The organism is Leptospira yasudae (genome assembly GCF_003545925.1).
GTDB classification, from domain to species: domain Bacteria; phylum Spirochaetota; class Leptospiria; order Leptospirales; family Leptospiraceae; genus Leptospira; species Leptospira yasudae.
This window is the reverse complement of record NZ_QHCU01000001.1, coordinates 416,499-433,497: the sequence shown is the minus strand read 5'-3', so window position 1 is coordinate 433,497 and position 16,999 is coordinate 416,499. Positions and strand designations below refer to the sequence as shown.

At 46.8% G+C, this 16,999-nt stretch carries 18 protein-coding genes; 17 read left to right on the top strand and 1 reads right to left on the bottom strand.

Features of this window, described 5'->3' with window-relative positions:
- Positions 1 to 3: 3 nt before the first annotated feature.
- The 10 genes from DLM76_RS02070 to DLM76_RS02025 all read left to right on the top strand — a co-directional run bounded on the left by DLM76_RS02070 (position 4) and on the right by DLM76_RS02025 (position 9,810).
- Positions 4 to 1,137 (top strand): PP2C family protein-serine/threonine phosphatase, encoded by a 1,134-nt coding sequence (locus tag DLM76_RS02070; protein ID WP_118956108.1) that lies wholly within the window; start codon positions 4 to 6, stop codon positions 1,135 to 1,137.
- On the top strand, positions 1,134 to 2,000 hold the full coding sequence (locus tag DLM76_RS02065; protein ID WP_118956109.1) for a phosphoribosylaminoimidazolesuccinocarboxamide synthase: 867 nt from the start codon (positions 1,134 to 1,136) through the stop codon (positions 1,998 to 2,000). The genes DLM76_RS02070 and DLM76_RS02065 overlap by 4 nt, the downstream gene beginning before the upstream one ends.
- Positions 1,976 to 2,224 carry a phosphoribosylformylglycinamidine synthase subunit PurS gene (gene purS / locus DLM76_RS02060; protein ID WP_118956110.1) on the top strand — a complete coding sequence of 83 codons (249 nt, stop codon included), beginning with the start codon at positions 1,976 to 1,978 and terminating at the stop codon, positions 2,222 to 2,224. The genes DLM76_RS02065 and purS overlap by 25 nt, the downstream gene beginning before the upstream one ends.
- Positions 2,221 to 2,880, top strand: coding sequence for a phosphoribosylformylglycinamidine synthase subunit PurQ (gene purQ, locus DLM76_RS02055; RefSeq protein ID WP_118964243.1), 660 nt, complete (start codon positions 2,221 to 2,223; stop codon positions 2,878 to 2,880). Before purS ends, purQ begins: the two co-directional genes overlap by 4 nt.
- Positions 2,881 to 3,009: 129 nt before the next feature.
- Positions 3,010 to 4,392 (top strand): cyclic nucleotide-binding domain-containing protein, encoded by a 1,383-nt coding sequence (locus tag DLM76_RS02050; RefSeq protein ID WP_429946396.1) that lies wholly within the window; start codon positions 3,010 to 3,012, stop codon positions 4,390 to 4,392.
- 404 nt (positions 4,393 to 4,796) lie between these two features.
- Positions 4,797 to 5,753 (top strand): cytochrome-c peroxidase, encoded by a 957-nt coding sequence (locus DLM76_RS02045; protein ID WP_241548182.1) that lies wholly within the window; start codon positions 4,797 to 4,799, stop codon positions 5,751 to 5,753.
- 28 nt (positions 5,754 to 5,781) lie between these two features.
- Positions 5,782 to 6,099, top strand: a complete 318-nt coding sequence (locus DLM76_RS02040) for a methylamine utilization protein (protein ID WP_118956112.1) — start codon at positions 5,782 to 5,784, stop codon at positions 6,097 to 6,099.
- The gene (locus DLM76_RS02035) at positions 6,099 to 6,458 is read left to right on the top strand and encodes a c-type cytochrome (RefSeq protein ID WP_118964540.1); all 360 of its coding nucleotides are present in this window, start codon (positions 6,099 to 6,101) and stop codon (positions 6,456 to 6,458) included. Before DLM76_RS02040 ends, DLM76_RS02035 begins: the two co-directional genes overlap by 1 nt.
- 3 nt (positions 6,459 to 6,461) lie before the next feature.
- Entirely contained in the window at positions 6,462 to 8,174 is a 1,713-nt protein-coding gene (locus tag DLM76_RS02030) for a methyl-accepting chemotaxis protein (protein ID WP_118956113.1), read from the top strand.
- 262 nt (positions 8,175 to 8,436) lie between these two features.
- Positions 8,437 to 9,810 (top strand): cyclic nucleotide-binding domain-containing protein, encoded by a 1,374-nt coding sequence (locus tag DLM76_RS02025; RefSeq protein ID WP_118964539.1) that lies wholly within the window; start codon positions 8,437 to 8,439, stop codon positions 9,808 to 9,810.
- Positions 9,811 to 9,845: 35 nt separating this feature from the next.
- On the opposite strand, the gene DLM76_RS02020 is transcribed toward DLM76_RS02025, so the two are convergent.
- Entirely contained in the window at positions 9,846 to 10,808 is a 963-nt protein-coding gene (locus DLM76_RS02020) for a hypothetical protein (RefSeq protein WP_118956465.1), read from the bottom strand.
- Positions 10,809 to 10,962: 154 nt separating this feature from the next.
- On the opposite strand from DLM76_RS02020, the gene DLM76_RS02015 reads away from it, so the two are divergent.
- The 7 genes from DLM76_RS02015 (at position 10,963) to DLM76_RS01985 (ending at position 16,944) form a co-directional block, all read left to right on the top strand.
- Complete coding sequence (locus tag DLM76_RS02015) at positions 10,963 to 12,207, top strand: EAL domain-containing protein (protein ID WP_118956115.1); 1,245 nt, start codon at positions 10,963 to 10,965, stop codon at positions 12,205 to 12,207.
- A gap of 383 nt (positions 12,208 to 12,590) precedes the next feature.
- Positions 12,591 to 13,358: a Fe-S cluster assembly ATPase SufC gene (gene sufC, locus DLM76_RS02010; protein ID WP_118964242.1), complete on the top strand. Its 768-nt coding sequence runs from the start codon at positions 12,591 to 12,593 to the stop codon at positions 13,356 to 13,358.
- Positions 13,327 to 14,565, top strand: a complete 1,239-nt coding sequence (sufD, locus tag DLM76_RS02005; protein ID WP_174714630.1) for a Fe-S cluster assembly protein SufD — start codon at positions 13,327 to 13,329, stop codon at positions 14,563 to 14,565. Before sufC ends, sufD begins: the two co-directional genes overlap by 32 nt.
- Complete coding sequence (locus DLM76_RS02000) at positions 14,562 to 14,873, top strand: non-heme iron oxygenase ferredoxin subunit (protein ID WP_118956118.1); 312 nt, start codon at positions 14,562 to 14,564, stop codon at positions 14,871 to 14,873. Before sufD ends, DLM76_RS02000 begins: the two co-directional genes overlap by 4 nt.
- A gap of 5 nt (positions 14,874 to 14,878) precedes the next feature.
- On the top strand, positions 14,879 to 16,120 hold the full coding sequence (locus DLM76_RS01995; protein WP_118956119.1) for a cysteine desulfurase: 1,242 nt from the start codon (positions 14,879 to 14,881) through the stop codon (positions 16,118 to 16,120).
- Positions 16,104 to 16,547, top strand: coding sequence for a Fe-S cluster assembly sulfur transfer protein SufU (gene sufU, locus DLM76_RS01990; RefSeq protein ID WP_118956120.1), 444 nt, complete (start codon positions 16,104 to 16,106; stop codon positions 16,545 to 16,547). Before DLM76_RS01995 ends, sufU begins: the two co-directional genes overlap by 17 nt.
- 73 nt (positions 16,548 to 16,620) lie before the next feature.
- Positions 16,621 to 16,944 carry a metal-sulfur cluster assembly factor gene (locus tag DLM76_RS01985; RefSeq protein ID WP_118964240.1) on the top strand — a complete coding sequence of 108 codons (324 nt, stop codon included), beginning with the start codon at positions 16,621 to 16,623 and terminating at the stop codon, positions 16,942 to 16,944.
- The last annotated feature ends 55 nt before the right edge of the window (positions 16,945 to 16,999 follow it).

Sequence of the window (16,999 nt, the reverse complement as noted above, 5' to 3'; positions counted from 1 at the left end):
GCATTGTCCACGGCTACGAATTACAGTCTTTATACGGTTCTCGCCGTAGACGATTCCGAGATCAATTTAAAGCTGATCGTACATACTCTCAAACCTTTGGGGTTTCAGATCTTCACCGCCGAATCCGCTGCCGATGCGCGTAACGTGCTTTTGACCAATCGGGTCGATATTCTTTTGTTGGACGTGAGTATGCCGGGGCAGGACGGTTTTTCGTTCTGCAAGGAACTCAGAGAAATCGAACGATTCAAACTTCTTCCCATACTCTTTATCACCGCGATCAACCGCGAACTCGGGTTCGACGAAGCGATCTCTCACGGAGGAGACGACTTCATCCACAAACCGTTTCAGCCGAGGGAATTGATCGCAAAGATCCGCGCCTTTATTCGGATTAAAATTCTTCAGGACGAAGTTTTAGAACAAAAGCGGAACTACGAAAAGGAACTGATCATGGCGCGGAAGGTTCAACAGGAACTTCTTCCCGAAAAGGAATTGGAATGGAGCGGAGTAAGTCTAAGCACGATCTTCCAACCTTTGATGCAGATCGGCGGAGATTACACGGACGCCTGGATCGAAAACGATTGTCTTCATATCTTCATCGCGGATTGTTCGGGTCACGGTCCTTCCGCGGCCCTGCTCGCGGCGATGTTGAAGATGCAGGTTTCCAGTCTTTCTCCCGATCAAACGTTGCAGGAGAAAGTGCGGACGCTGCGTCACAATCTCGAAAAAATTCTTCCCGAAGAATTTTCGATCACTTTCTTTTACGGAATTCTTCACAAGGATCTGCACTTCGAATATTCGAACGGAGGTCATCCTTCTCCGATGCTTTTTAAGGACGGGGTCGTTACGACTCTTCCGGGGATGGGACCTCTTATCATCCCGATCGAAATCAACGTAAGCGAAGAATTCAAAACCGTACAATTGGAAAAAGGTTCGTATCTTCTTTTATACACGGACGGCGCCACCGAGATCGCGGACAAAACAATGAACATTCTCGGCGAAGAAAAGTTGAAGAGAATTTTTCAGGACGGAGTTTCCAAAGGCGGGGACATTCTCGCGTCGATGATGCAATCCATTCTTGCGCATTCGGACCGCGGAACGAATGATGACGATATCGCTATGATGGTGCTGAAGTTATGAATTTACCGAATCCTTCCTACCGGGGAAAAGTCAGGGACATTTACGATCTCGGGGACAAGTTGATTCTTTCCTCCACGGATCGTATCTCCGCGTTCGACGTCGTTTTTCCGCAGCCTGTTCCCGATAAGGGAAAGGTTCTCAACCGAATCTCGACTTCTTGGTTCGAATTCTTTCGGGATATTCCCAATCATATTTTGGAAACCGATGTGAAGAAGTTTCCCGCTCCGTTTCAAAATCATCCGGATCTGGAAGGACGTTCGGTTCTTGTAAAGAAGTGCAAACGCATCGATTATGAATGCGTGGTCCGCGGTTATATCGCGGGTTCCGGTTGGAAAGAATACAAGGACGCGGGAACTCTCGCGGGCGTGACTCTTCCCAAGGGTTTGAAAGAATCCCAAAAACTTCCAGAACCCGTTTTTACTCCCGCGGTCAAAAACGATCAAGGCCACGATGAGAACATCTCCGAAACCGAAATGGAAAATCGGATCGGAAAGGAACTGTTCGGAATTCTAAAGGAAAAATCGATTTCCATTTTCAACCGGGCCTCTGAAGTGGTAGATAGGGCCGGAATCATTCTTTGTGATACCAAATTCGAGTTTGGAATCTTGGACGGACAGGTCATTCTGATCGACGAGCTTCTCACCCCGGATTCTTCCCGGTATTGGTCTGCGGATACGTATTCGGTGGGAATTTCTCCGCCGAGTTTGGACAAACAGATCCTTCGGAATTATCTGGAAACTACGAGCTGGAACAAGATGCCGCCTGCGCCCGATCTCCCGGCCGGATTGATTCAGGAGCTGAGAGAAAAATATCAGAAGATAGAGGATCTCATTCTTTCATGTACATCGCAAAAATCCAAGTAGTCCTCAAAGAATCCGTTCTCGACCCTCAGGGAAGCACGGTGAAAAAAGTTCTTTCCGAAGTCGGCGAAAAATCGGTGCAAGACGTGAGAGTCGGAAAATATATCGAACTCAAGATCGACGCTCCGAACGAAGACGCCGCGAGAAAGGACGTGGAAAGACTTTGCGATAAGATTCTCGTAAATCACGTTATAGAAACATATTCTGCGAATATTCAAAAACTATGAAAGTTGCGGTCATTACGTTTCCCGGTTCCAACTGCGACGCGGACATCTACCGCGTTTTGAGAGATCAATACAACGCCGAAGTCGACCGCGTTTGGCACAGGGATCAACTCGATAAGAAATACGAACTCGTGATCCTTCCCGGAGGATTTTCTTACGGAGATTATCTCCGCTCCGGTGCGATGGCCGGTTTTTCTCCCGTGATGACGTCGGTGAAGGAACACGTGGATAAGGGCGGAAAACTGTTCGGGATCTGCAACGGATTTCAAATATTAACCGAAGCGGAATTTCTTCCGGGCGCTCTCACAAGAAACAAAACCCTGAAATACATCTGCAAAACCGTGACCTTGAAAAAAGGTTCTGCAAACAACCCGATCACGACTTCCTTGGACGCTTCGAAAGAATTGAGAATTCCGATTGCACACGCGGACGGTTGTTATTATGCGACATCCGATGTTCTCAAACAATTGGACGACGAGGGAAGAATTCTGTTCCGTTATTACGGTGAAAATCCGAACGGTTCTCTCGACGCGATCGCCGGAATCACTTCTAAGAATTTCAAGATCGCCGGTATGATGCCTCACCCCGAGCGCGCCATGAATCCGATCACCGGAGAAGTGGACGGCAAGGTCGTTCTGGATCTGATCCTCGGCGCTTGATACGAAACAAGTTGCGGATCGGATTTCGGTTCGCAACTTCAACCGATCGAAAATAATTTCTTTCTAAAGCTCGCAACAAAACTCAAAAGTTGCTTTCTGAGCGGCGCAACTTAAGCTATTCTTTCGTGCATGAGTTTGCTGAATGCGGATAGCCGACTGCGAATCCTCTGGGACATCGTCATCTTTCTTTGCATCTTATATGCGTCGATAGAATCTCCGTTGCGGATCGTATTGACCTACGAACAAGGTTTTGCGGTGAACGGCCTGTATGTCCTGGTGGATCTTCTCTACTTCGGAGACATACTCGTAAACATATTCTCGCCCGAATATTTCCGCGGAAAATGGATTTATATCCGGCGTGAAAAGATCGATCGTTATCTTCGAACTTGGTTCGTCTTCGATCTTATCGCGGCGTTTCCGTTCGAGATCGCCGCACAAAAGCTGTTCGGAATCGAACTGAATTCTCATCCGTATCTTTTTCTTTTATTCGGGATCACGAGAATCGTGAAGGTCGTGCGGATTCCAGCGATTCTTCATCGACTCAATCTTGCATTCAAACCAGCGCCCGGAGTTTTGCGTTTGGTATTACTCGGATTTTGGATCAGCATCGTCGCCCATTGGTGCGCGGTGGGCTGGTTGTATATGGACGATATCGTTTCCGCAAAGACGGGTTGGGACGAGTATGTCAGAGCGCTTTATTGGTCCGTGATGACGCTCGCAACGGTCGGTTACGGAGACGTGCTACCGGTAACGACCAACCAAAGAATCTACGTTATTCTCGTCATGATGCTCGGAGCGGCCGTATACGCGACCGTCATCGGGAACATCGCGAGTATATTAGGAAATTTGGATTTAGTACGCGCGGCCCAGTTGAAACGGATGTCGCAGGTCGATTCCTTTTTGCGAACGAGAAATCTTCCTAATTTTCTCCGGAGAAAAATCCGCGACTATTACATGTATATCATGGAACGGGGATTCGGGGAGAATGAGAAAGAATTGTTAAACGACTTGCCGATTTCGCTGCAAAGAGAAGTGAAGATTCATCTCCATCGAGAGCTTCTGGAAACGGTTCCCTTTTTGAAGGGAGCCGATCCCGCTCTCGTTACAAATCTCGTGTTCTCCTTAAAACATCATATCTTTTTACCGGGTGACATCGTATTTCACAAAGGAGATATCGGTCATAATCTCTACATTCTGAGCGAAGGAAAGGTGGAAGTTCTTTCCGGGAATGACGCGGAAGTGATCGCAACGCTGGGGGAAGGACAGTTTTTCGGAGAATTGGCTTTGGTCACGGAAGAACGCAGATCCGCAACGATACGCTCCGTCGGAATCTCCCAGATGTACACTCTGAGCAAACAGGATTTTTTACAGGCTTTAGACTTATATCCGGCCTTTCGAGACGCGATGTTGTCCGGATTAAAGCGGCTGAAACTCAAATGGAACGGAAACTCTTCTTCCAAAACGCCGAAGAAAAAAACGACAAACCGATCGAAACAAAAACCTAAGAAATAAGAAATTTCTTTTCGGGTTTATGAGGAATTCTCCAGTGAACTCCTATATTATATTTTAAGAATACGTATTTCGCGGGTTAGCGCGAATTTTATCCCCTGTTTGAGTGTGTTTGACATAAAAATTCGATTCGTTGAATAGTAGAAAAGGATAATATTTCATTCGAAACGATAGAATCGGCGAATTCCCCTGCAGTTATAACTGAGAATATTTCAAATTATAAACCAAGTGGAAGGAGTTCCAACATTTCTTGTATGATATAAACAACGAAAAAGTAGGACGTTTCTCGAACAAATGTCCTTTCGAGGTATGTCTTGTCTTCCATTCTGTTTGTTCCGATTCTTATTTTCAGTCTTTTTACGTTCACGCATTGCACATCCGAAACGGAACAGCAGAAGAAATCGGCAATTTCTAAGGCGACGGATAAACCCGGTGAAACAACAGCGAATCCCGCAGAAGCCGTAGCCTATCCGTTCCCTCCGGACAATCAACCGACGCCCGATCGGATTCTTCTGGGGAAGACATTGTTTTTTGATCCGATTCTTTCCGGTTCCAACTGGATCAGTTGCGCGACTTGTCACAACCCGGGACTCGGTTGGTCGGACGGACTCAAAACCGCGGTCGGCCATAAAATGAAGGTTTTAGGAAAAAACACTCCGACCATTCTCAACGGGGCTTTCGGGAATAAGATGTTCTGGGACGGGCGCGCGGACAATCTCGAGGCGCAGGCCCTCGGTCCGATCGCTTCTCCCGATGAAATGAATCAGAATTTGGACGAAGCAGTATTAGAATTAAAGAATATTCAAAAATACAAGGACCTCTTTGCGAAGGCTTATCCGGGAGAAGGAATCAGCGCGAATACGATCGCCAAAGCGATCGCGAATTTCGAAAGAACGATCATCTCGGCCGATTCTCCCTTTGATCGTTGGAAAAAAGGGGATGCGGACGCGATCTCTAAATCGGCGCAAAGCGGTTTCGCGCTCTTTAACGGGAAGGCGAACTGTGCGTCCTGCCATCAAGGGGATCATTTTACGGACAACGGATTTCACAACATCGGTCTGAAATCGAATCGAAAGGATGTCGGAAGATTTAAGATCGTTCCGGTTAAATCCATGAAAGGCGCGTTTAAAACTCCCACATTGCGGGACGTCGATTTTACGGGGCCTTATATGCACGACGGAAGTTATGCGACCTTGGAAGAAGTCGTGGAGCACTACGATCGGGGAGGGGACGAAACGTCGAATCTCGATCCGAATATGGCCCCGCTCAAACTGAACTTTCAGGAAAAAGCGGACTTGGTCGCGTTTATGAAATCATTGACCGGGAAGAAACGGATCATCTCCATTCCCGAGTTGCCGAGATAACAGTAAAAAAATATCAGAGGAGTTTTATATGTCGATTCGATGGAGCGTTGTTCTGTTCGGTTTAATTTTTTTTGCGGGGACTTTGTCCGCAGCGGAACACGAAGTGGGACAAAAGAATAAAAATTTCACGGTGGAATCCCTTAAAATCAAAGTGGGGGATATCGTAAGTTTTCCGAATTACGATTCCTTTTACCACAACGTCTATTCTCTTTCTCCGGTTAAGATTTTCGACTTGGGATCGTACGCCAAAGGACAGACGCAAAAGGTGAAATTCGAAAAGGCCGGAAAGGTTACGGTTCAATGCGCGATTCATCCCGATATGAAGATGACGATCGACGTTCAATGATGAAAGTATATTCGAATATTTTGATATTATTGCTCCTTGTTTCCGCACATCCAGGAGTGAATGCGGAGAATCCCAAGGATAAATCCGTGATCCGAGGCAGCATCGTGTTCCGCACGTATTGCGTTTTGTGTCACGGTGAATCCGCGGACGGAAAGGGAAGACTCGCCACCGGCAAGGTTCCTCCCCCGGCAAACTTGACGATCACGAAGCTAAGCGATTCTCAAAAGGAAGAAATCATCCGAAAAGGCGGAGCGGGCGTGAACCGTTCTCCGTTTATGCCGCCTTGGAAGGACGAACTTTCGGAAGAGCAGATCAAAGACGTGATCTCGTATATCAATTATCTTTCCAAAAACAAGTAATCGGTGAACCTACTCAATCGTATCAGTATCAAAACGAGACTGCGCTTCAGCTTCGGGGCGATCATCGGCGTATTCATTCTTTCGTCCGCGTTGATCGTCTACAATACGTTCACGTATCGAAAGGCGATTCGATCCATGATCGACCACTCTCAACCTAAGTTTCAGTTGATGAACCTGACCTTGGAAAAACTGATTCTCGCGGAACTTACGCTTTCTTCCAAAGTTTCCACGATCGACTCTGTCTTATCCGCAGAAGAATACAAGAAGGTGAAGGTTCTCATCGACGAGATCCGAGCGAACCTGACTCGTTTGAACGGTTATTATCTGGAAAGAACGGAAGTCGAAAAGTTGAATTCTTTGAGGGAAGGTTTGAACGATCTTCTGCGATACACGGATACGATTCATCTTCTCGGAATGGAAAACCGCAGACAGGAAGCTCAGATCCTTTACGTTCGGGGAATTCATCCTTTGAGCGCGTCGATGCGCGGCGTTATCAAGGAGCTGATCGAGTTCGAAGCCTTGGAATCGCGCAAAAGCGAGGAAACCGCGGAAGCACAACTAACGTTGTCCTTATATACGATCAGCATTCTTTCCTTTCTTTCCCTGATCGCAGGCGTGTGGTTTTCCAGATCCATCATTCAGTCCGTGATGTTTCCTTTAAAAAAGGCGATCGACTTCGCGTCCGAAATTCAAAACGGAAATCTGAACAATCAAATCGATATCGATAGTCTGGATGAAATGGGCGAGCTGCTCGAATTCTTGAAAAGAATGGAAACGTCTCTGCGCGAAATCATCATCGAAGCGCGCAACTCGGTCGAAAGTTCGGAGAGGGCCGGTCAGGAATTCGCGAAAGTTTCTCAGGAATTTTTACAAACATCGGAGACGCAGGCCTTCGATTCTCAAAAGGTGGCGGATCATATCGATCGCCTGAGTCGTTTGGTCGAAAAAAATACGCAGACGATTTTGCTTTCGGGAGAACATCTCCGCAACTTGGAACGGGAAATTCAAAGAAATCTAATGTCTTTGGCGAGCGTCACCGAGTCCCTAAACTCTTTGACCGTGCGCGCGAAGGAATCTTCCGAAACCGCTTTGAAAGGAAGGGAGAAGGTCGACGCGGTTCAGAAGTCGTTTGCCGAAGTCAAACGAACCGTACAAAAAATCAAGGGCGCGCTCGTCAAGATCGGAGAAATTTCCACAAGAACGAATATGCTTGCGCTCAACGCAGCGATCGAAGCGGCAAGAGCCGGAGAACACGGAAAAGGTTTTTCCGTCGTCGCGGAAGAGGTTTCTCAACTCGCCGAACATACGATGAAAAATACGAGAGAAATCACAGAACTGATCGAATTTACGCGGACGAATATCGATTCCGGAAACGGAGAGATGGATCAATTCTCCGATTTTTTCAAAATCATTCAAGAGAACGCCGTGAACGTAGCGGAGTTCAGTCTCCGTCTTTTGGACGACATGAGAGTCCAGGAGTCCGGTCTCAACCAATGTTCTCAAAGAATGCACGAAGTCGCATCGAATATTACGGATTTGGAATCCTCTTCTTTGGAAAATAAAAGCGCTTACGATTCGATTCAAGAATCGGTGCAAAAACTTTCTCAAGGCGCGCTTCAAATTTCTTCCGGTTCGCAGGCAATCAACGAGGGCGCGAAAAAGATAGACGAACAATCGACAAAGGTCAAACGACTGATGGAAAAATTTACGATCTGACGAACGATCGTAGAGAGTGAGTCGCTGAGTTAAGGCTTTCCACAGAAAGCTTTAACTGAGTTAAATCTTCCGCAAAGGGGTCGCACGAGTTCGTGCTGAATGAACGCGATCAGCAGAAATCACTTTACCTCGGCTCGTTCAAATACTTAAGGGATCCTTTCTTTGAATAAAAAAGGGTTTGCCTCCTTTGGAACCGGAGCAATCGTATCGTCGTCTAAACTATACGCCTTCCTTTGAAGGCGACCTTTTAGAGAGACGATCTTTGAGCCTTATTTATACCGAAAATAAAACCAGAATACTTTGGGATATTATAATATTCTTTTGTATTTTGTTTGCCGCCGTCGAGTCTCCGCTTCGAATCGTTCTCTTTTACGAAAAGGGGCTTGCTTTGAGCGGTATTTACGTTCTGGTCGACCTTCTGTTTTTAGGCGATATTTTCGTGAATTTATTCTTTCCCGAATCGGCGCGGACGGAACGGAGACCTCCTTTCCGAAAGGAGATGATTCTTCCTTATTTGAAAAGCTGGTTCGTTTTCGATTTGATCGCCGCGTTCCCTTTCGAATTGGTCGCTCAGAAAGTGATCGGTATCGAACTCACTTTTCATCCCTATTTGTTTCTTTTATTCGGGATCACTCGCATCGTTAAGGTGGTTCGGATTCCGGGAATCATTCGCAGGTTGAATCTCGCATTCCAGCCGTCGCCGGGAGTTCTTCGTTTAGGATTGCTCGGCTTTTGGATCACGATCGTCGCCCATTGGTTTGCGGTCGGTTGGCTCTATATGGACCAATTGGAAAGGATGAAAACCGGATGGAACGAATATATCAAAGCGCTGTATTGGTCCGTGATGACGCTCGCCACCGTAGGTTACGGTGACGTGCTTCCGGCAACTACAGAGCAGAGGATCTATTCGATTTTGGTGATGATGATCGGAGCGGCCGTATACGCCACGATCATCGGAAACGTGGCGAGTATTCTAGGGAATCTGGATTTGGAACGGTCCGCACGCATCAAAAGAATGTCGCAAGTGGATTCCTTTTTAAAGGCGAGAAATCTTTCCTCGGATTTAAGGATGAAAATCCGCGAGTTCTACCTTTACAGCATCGAGAAAGGTTTCGGTCAAAACGAAAAGGAATTGTTAAGCGACTTGCCCATTCCATTACAAAGGGAAGTCAAGATCCAACTTCATCGGGAACTTTTAGAAAAAGTTCCGTTTCTGAAGGGCGCGGAGCCTTCCTTCATCACCACGCTCGTGTTTTCCCTCAAACATCAGATTTTTCTTCCGGGCGATATTATATTCAGAAAAGGTGATATAGGTCATAACCTGTACATTCTGAGCGAGGGGACGGTTGAAATTCTCGGAGAAAACGATCAGGAAGTGATCGCGAGAGCCGAAGGCGGACAATTTTTCGGAGAGTTGGCTCTGATTACCGAGGAAAGAAGATCGGCTACGGTTCGATCCGTGGGAATTTCTCAGGCATACACTCTGAGTAAGGGTGATTTTCTAAACGCCTTGAACGATTATCCCGTATTTAGAGAGGCGATTCTTACGAGAGTTCGGAATCTAAAAGCACGGACACGGACGCGTAAAAAACGAACGGCTATCGTGAAGGTTTCAAAACGGGAAAAGAAGAATTGACCGAACCGATTCGAGAGCCGCGATCAAAGCGAGAATCAGATTTCTAAGATCGCGAATCCTTTCTTAATCGTTTCCTTTTTATTTCCGATGCGAATCTTACCGGAAATTTTTCCTTCGATCCGTTCCATCGGAATCTTCTTCCCAAACAAACCGGCGATCGTCGAATGCGTAGTCCGCACAGGAGTCACGGTAAGTTCGATTTGATCGGAAGGATCATGAAGGACATAGGATAAGGATTCTTTTTTGAAACTCGCCGTTTCTAAAAACGTGGGAATTCCGTTTCTCCAAAGTAGAATGCCGGTGTTCTTGTTGTAGTTCAAACGAAACGAATTCTTCCCCGCGCCCCATCCGTAGATTCTCGATTCCGGAAAAAAGGATTGGTTGGCAAAACCCGTGGTGATGCTGTAGGAAAGTTTTTCCGAGGATTCCAAATTCCAAGTCTGATCGTCGAAGGCGAGTTGTCCCCGCACGCTGAGATCGGGCGAAATCAAACGAAAGAGCCAGTCCTTGCCGGATTCTTCCAAAGAAGAAACGGGCTTATGCGTTTTTTCAACGGTGCTTACGAGTGCGTCGAGCTGAAGATTCAGGTTCGAAGCTAAGATCGATGAATGCGTATACCCTTGTTGGATCGTATCGTCCAAACGAAAGTTGAATCTCTGATTGCCTTGGGTAAAACTCCAATATCCGTTGCGGAACGTGCCGCGGGATAGGTATTCTTTGCCCGGACTTCCGATCCATTCGAAGTCCTTGAAATTCTCGGATTCGAAAAACCAAAGATGGAGAAGGGCCTTACAGGCCCCCGGACCCCGGAAAATTCGCAACCCGAGAAGAAAATCTTCTGTAATCAAATCGACTAAAACGGAGTCTATTTTCTTCCAGGAAGAGAAAAAAGAAGTTTTATACTCTCTGGAGTTGTCGATTCCAAGAGTTCCTGAATAGAGACCGAGATTGGGTTCTAATGTGGAGGGGTTGAGAAGATGGCCGATCGCCTCTTTCATGAAGAATACCTTTAGGATTGTCAGTTTTTCCAGAGGTTTCAAAAAAAAAAGAAGAATGTAGTCTTCTCTTCTCCTTAATTTGGCGCTTTTTGTTCGGAATTTTGCTTGCCGGACCCTGCTTCGTGGATTCCAGTATAGGGACTCTTAAAAAAACATGTTGTACAGCCAGGATACAAGCAATCTTCTCTCGTATGGGGAGAATTATTATCAACCTCATTACCAACCGATCCTGGAAGTTACGAACTGCAACATCATCGGCTACGAGGTTCTCGGAAGATTTTATTCTCCTGAAAAGAACGAATATCGTTCCCTCGGTTATCAATTCCACAATCCCGAACTCGATACGATTCGATTGATTCAGATCGATCGGCTGATCCGCGAAAAGGCGATTCGCCATCTCAAAGATACGGGACTCAGAACGAAGTTGTTCCTCAATATGATGCCGAACTTCCTCTCGATGATTCATACGGGAGACGTTCTGGATCTGAAGAGGCTTCACGTTCTCAATCTGATCGAAAAATACGATATATCCCCTTCCGAAGTCGTGTTGGAAATCACGGAAGACAAGTTCGACGGAAGCATCGAAAAACTTCTCTCGATCGTAAACGTGTTCAAGGACTACGGGTTCAAGATTGCGGTCGACGATCTCGGAGTCGGCTTCTCCAACTTGGAAAGAATCGGTTATATTCATCCTGATATCATGAAAGTCGATATCAAGATCATGCGTGAAAGCTTGAACAGGAGATCGTTCAAGAACGTTCTAAGCGCGATCGCGGACATGTCGCAAAAACTCGGATCGGATCTTCTCTTTGAAGGAATCGAAACCGAGGAAGAATTGCATCTCGCTCTTTCGATGGGAGCGAACCTTCTCCAAGGATTTTATTTTTCAAGACCTCAGGTGGAGTTTCAGGATAAGAAGCAGTTCAACCGAACTCTTCGCGACACGCTGGAGAAGTTTTCCGGCCTTCGGTTTATGGAACTTTTGGAAGAGTTTCAAAAAGGCCAAGCGGTCATCGACGCCCTTGGTGAAAAACTCGAAGCCCTTCGTCACAACGGTAAAGAGGATCTGCCTCTCGTTCTCCATTTAATGTTGTCCGAGTTGCCGTCGGAAATTTTGTCCGTGTTTGCCTGCGATATCTTCGGTTATCAGATCACTCCAACGTATTTCCGTTCGCATCCGGGTGACGAATGGGATTCCGATCTGACCGAGATCGGGAACAATTACGCTTGGAGACCGTTCTTTATCCGACACAAGGCTAAGGTGGTTCAAAGCGGGGCTAAATGGACCGTGACCGAACCGGTTTACGACATGGATCTTCACAAACAAGTCGTAATCTTTACCTACACCCTTCGCGATAATTATATTCTCGTGATCAAGATGGACTGGGAACGGGTATAAGATCCGTTTTTGTTTCCCCGCTTATGTCTGGTTGTCGTACCTCCGACAAATTTCGACAGGAAAGATTGCGCTTGAAATTTGAGAATTCCGTGATATAGGAAATTCTCCGGATTTTTTCCCGCCACCTCTCCTCCACCGCCCAATCAGGGTGGGGCGGCCGTTTTCACGGACGGATTGTCGTACTTCCGACGATTCGTATGGATTATCTTTGCTTCAGTATGCTTCTTCATGGATCGTTTGATAACTATTGATCTCTTCTTAAACGGCGTCTCGTAGAAGCAATTTACCGAGTTTTAAAAATTATAGATCGCAATGTACTACTCGATAACTATTGATCTCTGCTTTCGAAAAAAAAGACTGGTAGAATAGGGGAAGGTGCGTTTGTGACCGAGATTCTAAAAATCCAGGACCTGCGAGCGGGAATCCAAGTCGGAGATTCCGGAGAAATCAAGGAGATCGTAAAAGGCGTAAATCTTACGATTCTTCCCGGAGAAGTTCACGCCATCATGGGCCCGAACGGTTCCGGAAAAAGCACTTTATCCAACGTCATCATGGGACACCCGAAATACCAAGTATTGTCGGGAGATATTTTATTCGAAGGAAAATCCATCCTCGATCTTCCGACCGACGAACGCGCGCGCCTCGGAATTTTTCTCTGCTTTCAATATCCGACGAGCATTCCCGGAGTTACGATCGGAAACTTTTTAAAGACAATCGTAAAATCCGTAAGAGGAAAAGAACTACCCGTCAAGGAATTCAGAAAAGAACTCAAAGAATCCATGGCTGCCCTCGACATGCCCGAGTCGTTTATCTCGCGTTATGTGAACGACGGATTTTCCGGCGGAGAAAAAAAGAGAAACGAAATTCTCCAGATGAGTTTGCTGAAACCGAAGTTGTCCGTGTTGGACGAAACGGATTCGGGACTCGACATCGACGCGCTCCGCATCGTAAGCGAAGGAATCAATCGGAACAAAACTCCGGAGAGATCGATTCTGCTCATCACGCACTATCAAAGAATGCTAAACTACATCACGCCCGATTTCGTTCACGTATTCGCAAAGGGAAGAATTCTCAAAACCGGAACGAAAGAACTCGCGTTGGAACTGGAAGAAAAAGGATATGACTGGATCCTTGCAGAATCTGGAGACTAAAAACCAAGTGTCTTTGGAAACTCAATTTTCAAACCTGCTTTCCCGCAGCGGGGAACCCCAGGCACTAAAGGATTTTCGCAAGAAGGTATTCGCAAAGTTTCAAACCTTAAAAATTCCGAGATCCGAAAACGAGTCTTGGAGAAAAATCCCCTTATCCAATTTTCATCCGGAAGAATTCACCGAAGCTCCGGACGCGGCAGACGCGGTTACGTGGAAACTTCCCGAATCCGTAAAACTGCAAAAGGCAGAATCCCTTTCCGGAAAAGAACTCGAATTCTTTCTCGAAAGTCTGGAAACTATATTCCAAAAACAGAATGAAGAATGGTTTACATTGTTGAGCCTTTCCTCCTTTACGCACGGGATCTATCTCGAAGTCGAATCCGATCGAGTTCTCAAAGAAGAAATCGAAGTGAAGTTTCGTCTGGAAAAAGAGAATCGAATTCTTCCGTTGGTCGTTGCAAAGATCGGCAACCACAGCAAAGCGTTTCTGGCGGAACGATACGAATGTCCCGAAGAGCAAGACTTTAAATTCTTCCAAGGTTTAACCGTGATTCATGCGGGCGCGGGAACAAAACTTTCCTACGTGGGAATCGAGTCCTTCGGCTCGAGCGTATTCCATTTTCAGAATCTATTCTCCGATCAAAAAGAGGATTCGGACGTAAAGATCGCAAAGGTAACTCCCGGCGGTTACAAGGGAAAAAATCTTCTCAACGTGCAGCTTTCCGGCAAAGGCGCGAGAGCCAGAGTGATCGGATTGGCTCCGATGTCCGCAAGAGAATTCCAAGATTCCGAAGTGAAAATCGTTCACAAGGAAAGTCATACCGAAAGTTCGATCCTTTACAGAGGCGCGTTCAAGGACAAGGCGCATCATATCTTTACCGGAAATCTTCATATCCCGAATTCCTGCAAAGACGTAAACGCGATTCAAATCAACAACAACCTTCTGCTCAACCGATCCGCGAGAGCCGAGTCCATTCCGAAACTCGAAGTCTATGCGGAGAACGTAAAGTGCGAACACGGGGCCACCGTCGGAGAGATCGACGAAGAACAGTTGTTTTATCTCGCTTCCCGCGGAATCGACGAAGACGAGGCGAGAAGAATGATCGTGGACGGATTTTTGGGCCAAGTGATTGGGGAAATTGAATCGGATTCTATACAACAAGAGCTTTTCGAGCTGATCGTCCGTAAGGTGGAAGGTTCCGCATGAGCTTTCGCAAGGTCGCAAATCGTTCCGAAATCGAAAACGGGAAAGTCAAAGTAGTGGAGACCCGATATAATAGAATCGGGATCACGAGTTTGGACGGAAACCTATATGCATTCGAAGACGTCTGTACACACGACGGAGAGGCGATCTCCGAAGGCGAACTGTGTGGAGACGTAATCACATGCCCGAGACACGAGGCTCAATTTTCCGTAAAAACGGGAAAGGCGCTTTGTATGCCCGCGGTCGAGGATCTTCCCGTGTATCCGGTGAGAATCGTGGGTGACTCCGTCGAGGTGGACTTGGAGGATTGACATATATGAGTTTCTCAGCCGAAAGAATTAGAACCGATTTCCCGATATTGGGAACCACGATGAACGGGAAACCTCTCGTCTTTTTGGACAGCGCGGCTAGTTCTCAGAAACCGTTTACGGTCATCGATACGATCGAGAAGTATTATCGCGAAGAAAACGCGAACATTCACCGGGGCATTTATTATCTTTCTCAAAAAGCGACGGAAAAATACGAACTGAGTAGAATCCGTCTTTCCCGTTTTATCGGAGCGCAATGCGCGAAGGTTTGTATCTTTACGAGAAACGCGACCGAGTCGATCAATCTCGTCGCACAAACCTGGGGAAGAACCCAAATTCAAGAAGGGGACGAGATCGTTCTCAACGAACTCGAACACCATTCCAATATCGTTCCTTGGCAGATGCTCGCTCAGGAAAAGAAAGCAGTATTAAAATTCATTCCTCTGAACGAGGACAGCACGTTGGATCTGAGCGGGATCGACGAAATCATCACGAACAAAACGAAGCTCGTCGCGGTCTCGCAAATGTCGAACGTGACCGGAACGATTCATGACATTCTCCCCATACAAAAACGCGTAAGGGAAGTCGGCGCCAAACTGCTCGTAGACGGAGCGCAAGGCGTATGCCATCTTCCCGTAAACATGAAGGAAATGGATTACGATTTCTACGTATTCTCCGCGCACAAAATGCTCGGTCCGACCGGAGTCGGAGTTCTTTACGCAAAAGAAGAAATTTTGGAAGAGATGCCTCCTTGGATGGGCGGCGGCGATATGATCGCGCAAGTCTATAAGGAACGATCCACATACGCGGAACTTCCTTCCAAACTCGAAGCGGGAACTCCGAATATTTCCGGGGTGATCGGTTTCGGATCTGCGATCGAATACTTGGAAACGATCGGGATGCAGGAGATTCGAAATCACGAAGTCGAATTGTTGACCTACGCTCTCGATCGACTCGATGATTTCGGCGGACTCGAACTTTACGGAACGAGAGATCTTTCCAAACGAGGCGGAGTGATTTCCTTCAATTTCCCGGGAGTTCATCCGCACGACGTGGGAACGATTCTCGACGAAGAAGGAATCGCGATCCGAGTCGGACATCACTGCGCGCAGCCTTTTATGGCGTTTAAGAATATTCCGGGAACTTGCCGCGCGAGTCTTTACCTTTACAATACAAAAGACGACATCGATCGATTGATCGAGGGTCTAATTAAGGTAAAGGAGATTTTCTCCCGTGTCCTTAAGCGATAGTCTTTACAAAGAAGTCATTCTCGATCACTATCAAAATCCGAGATTTCGGGGCAAACTCGAACCGGCCGATCTATTCGAACACGGAATCAATCCCCTTTGCGGCGACGAACTTGAGTTGACGATCAATCTCGATGGAGAAACGATTTCGGACGTTCGCGTGACCGGAAAAGGATGTTCGATTTCGCAGGCTTCGGGTTCCATGATGGCCGAGTCGATTCGCGGAAAGACGGTGGCGCAAGCGGAGAATATTCTTTCCCGATTTAAGAATATGTTTTTGGAAGATAAGGATCCGCAGTTCGAAGAAGAACTCGAGGATCTGGAATCGATGGAGTCGGTAAAAAAGATTCCCGCGAGAATCAAATGCGCGGTTCTTCCCTGGAACACTTTGGAACGCGCCTTGGAACGAGCGTCGAAACGAAGCGCCTGAGTTTCCACGTAAGTTGTATGAGTTCCCACACGGTTTGTCGGGAAAATGAAAAAGAGAAACGGAGAATGAGAAGATGTTAGAAGCTCCTACAAACGCATTGGAAGAACAGATCTACGAAGAAGTAAAAAAAGTGGAAGATCCCGAAATCGGAATCTCCATCGCGGAACTCGGTCTTATTTATAGAATCAAAGTCGAAGGTGATAAGGCCAGAATCGACATGACGTACACCTCGATGGCTTGTCCCGCCGGACCTCAAATGAAACAACAAGTCAAGGATCACGCGCTTCGTGTGGAAGGAATCTCCGACGCGGAAGTCGAAGTGGTCTGGGTTCCGAAATGGGATCCGCGCGAAATGGCGACCGAAGAAGCCAAGATGGATCTCGGAATTTTCGACTGAACTGCAAATATCATAAAGTTTGAATGTTGGATGGAAGGAAAGGAGAAGAAACCTC

Excerpts from the sequence above, each read along its gene's own strand:
- purS (WP_118956110.1), top strand. The coding sequence starts at position 1,976 with ATGTACATCGCAAAAATCCAAGTAGTCCTCAAAGAATCCGTTCTCGAC.
- DLM76_RS02035 (WP_118964540.1), top strand. The coding sequence starts at position 6,099 with ATGAAAGTATATTCGAATATTTTGATATTATTGCTCCTTGTTTCCGCA.
- DLM76_RS01995 (WP_118956119.1), top strand. The coding sequence starts at position 14,879 with ATGAGTTTCTCAGCCGAAAGAATTAGAACCGATTTCCCGATATTGGGA.
- DLM76_RS01985 (WP_118964240.1), top strand. The coding sequence starts at position 16,621 with ATGTTAGAAGCTCCTACAAACGCATTGGAAGAACAGATCTACGAAGAA.
- purQ (WP_118964243.1), top strand. The coding sequence starts at position 2,221 with ATGAAAGTTGCGGTCATTACGTTTCCCGGTTCCAACTGCGACGCGGAC.
- sufD (WP_174714630.1), top strand. The coding sequence starts at position 13,327 with ATGACTGGATCCTTGCAGAATCTGGAGACTAAAAACCAAGTGTCTTTG.
- DLM76_RS02050 (WP_429946396.1), top strand. The coding sequence starts at position 3,010 with ATGAGTTTGCTGAATGCGGATAGCCGACTGCGAATCCTCTGGGACATC.
- DLM76_RS02020 (WP_118956465.1), bottom strand. The coding sequence starts at position 10,808 with ATGAAAGAGGCGATCGGCCATCTTCTCAACCCCTCCACATTAGAACCC.
- DLM76_RS02040 (WP_118956112.1), top strand. The coding sequence starts at position 5,782 with ATGTCGATTCGATGGAGCGTTGTTCTGTTCGGTTTAATTTTTTTTGCG.
- DLM76_RS02015 (WP_118956115.1), top strand. The coding sequence starts at position 10,963 with ATGTTGTACAGCCAGGATACAAGCAATCTTCTCTCGTATGGGGAGAAT.
- DLM76_RS02065 (WP_118956109.1), top strand. The coding sequence starts at position 1,134 with ATGAATTTACCGAATCCTTCCTACCGGGGAAAAGTCAGGGACATTTAC.
- DLM76_RS02000 (WP_118956118.1), top strand. The coding sequence starts at position 14,562 with ATGAGCTTTCGCAAGGTCGCAAATCGTTCCGAAATCGAAAACGGGAAA.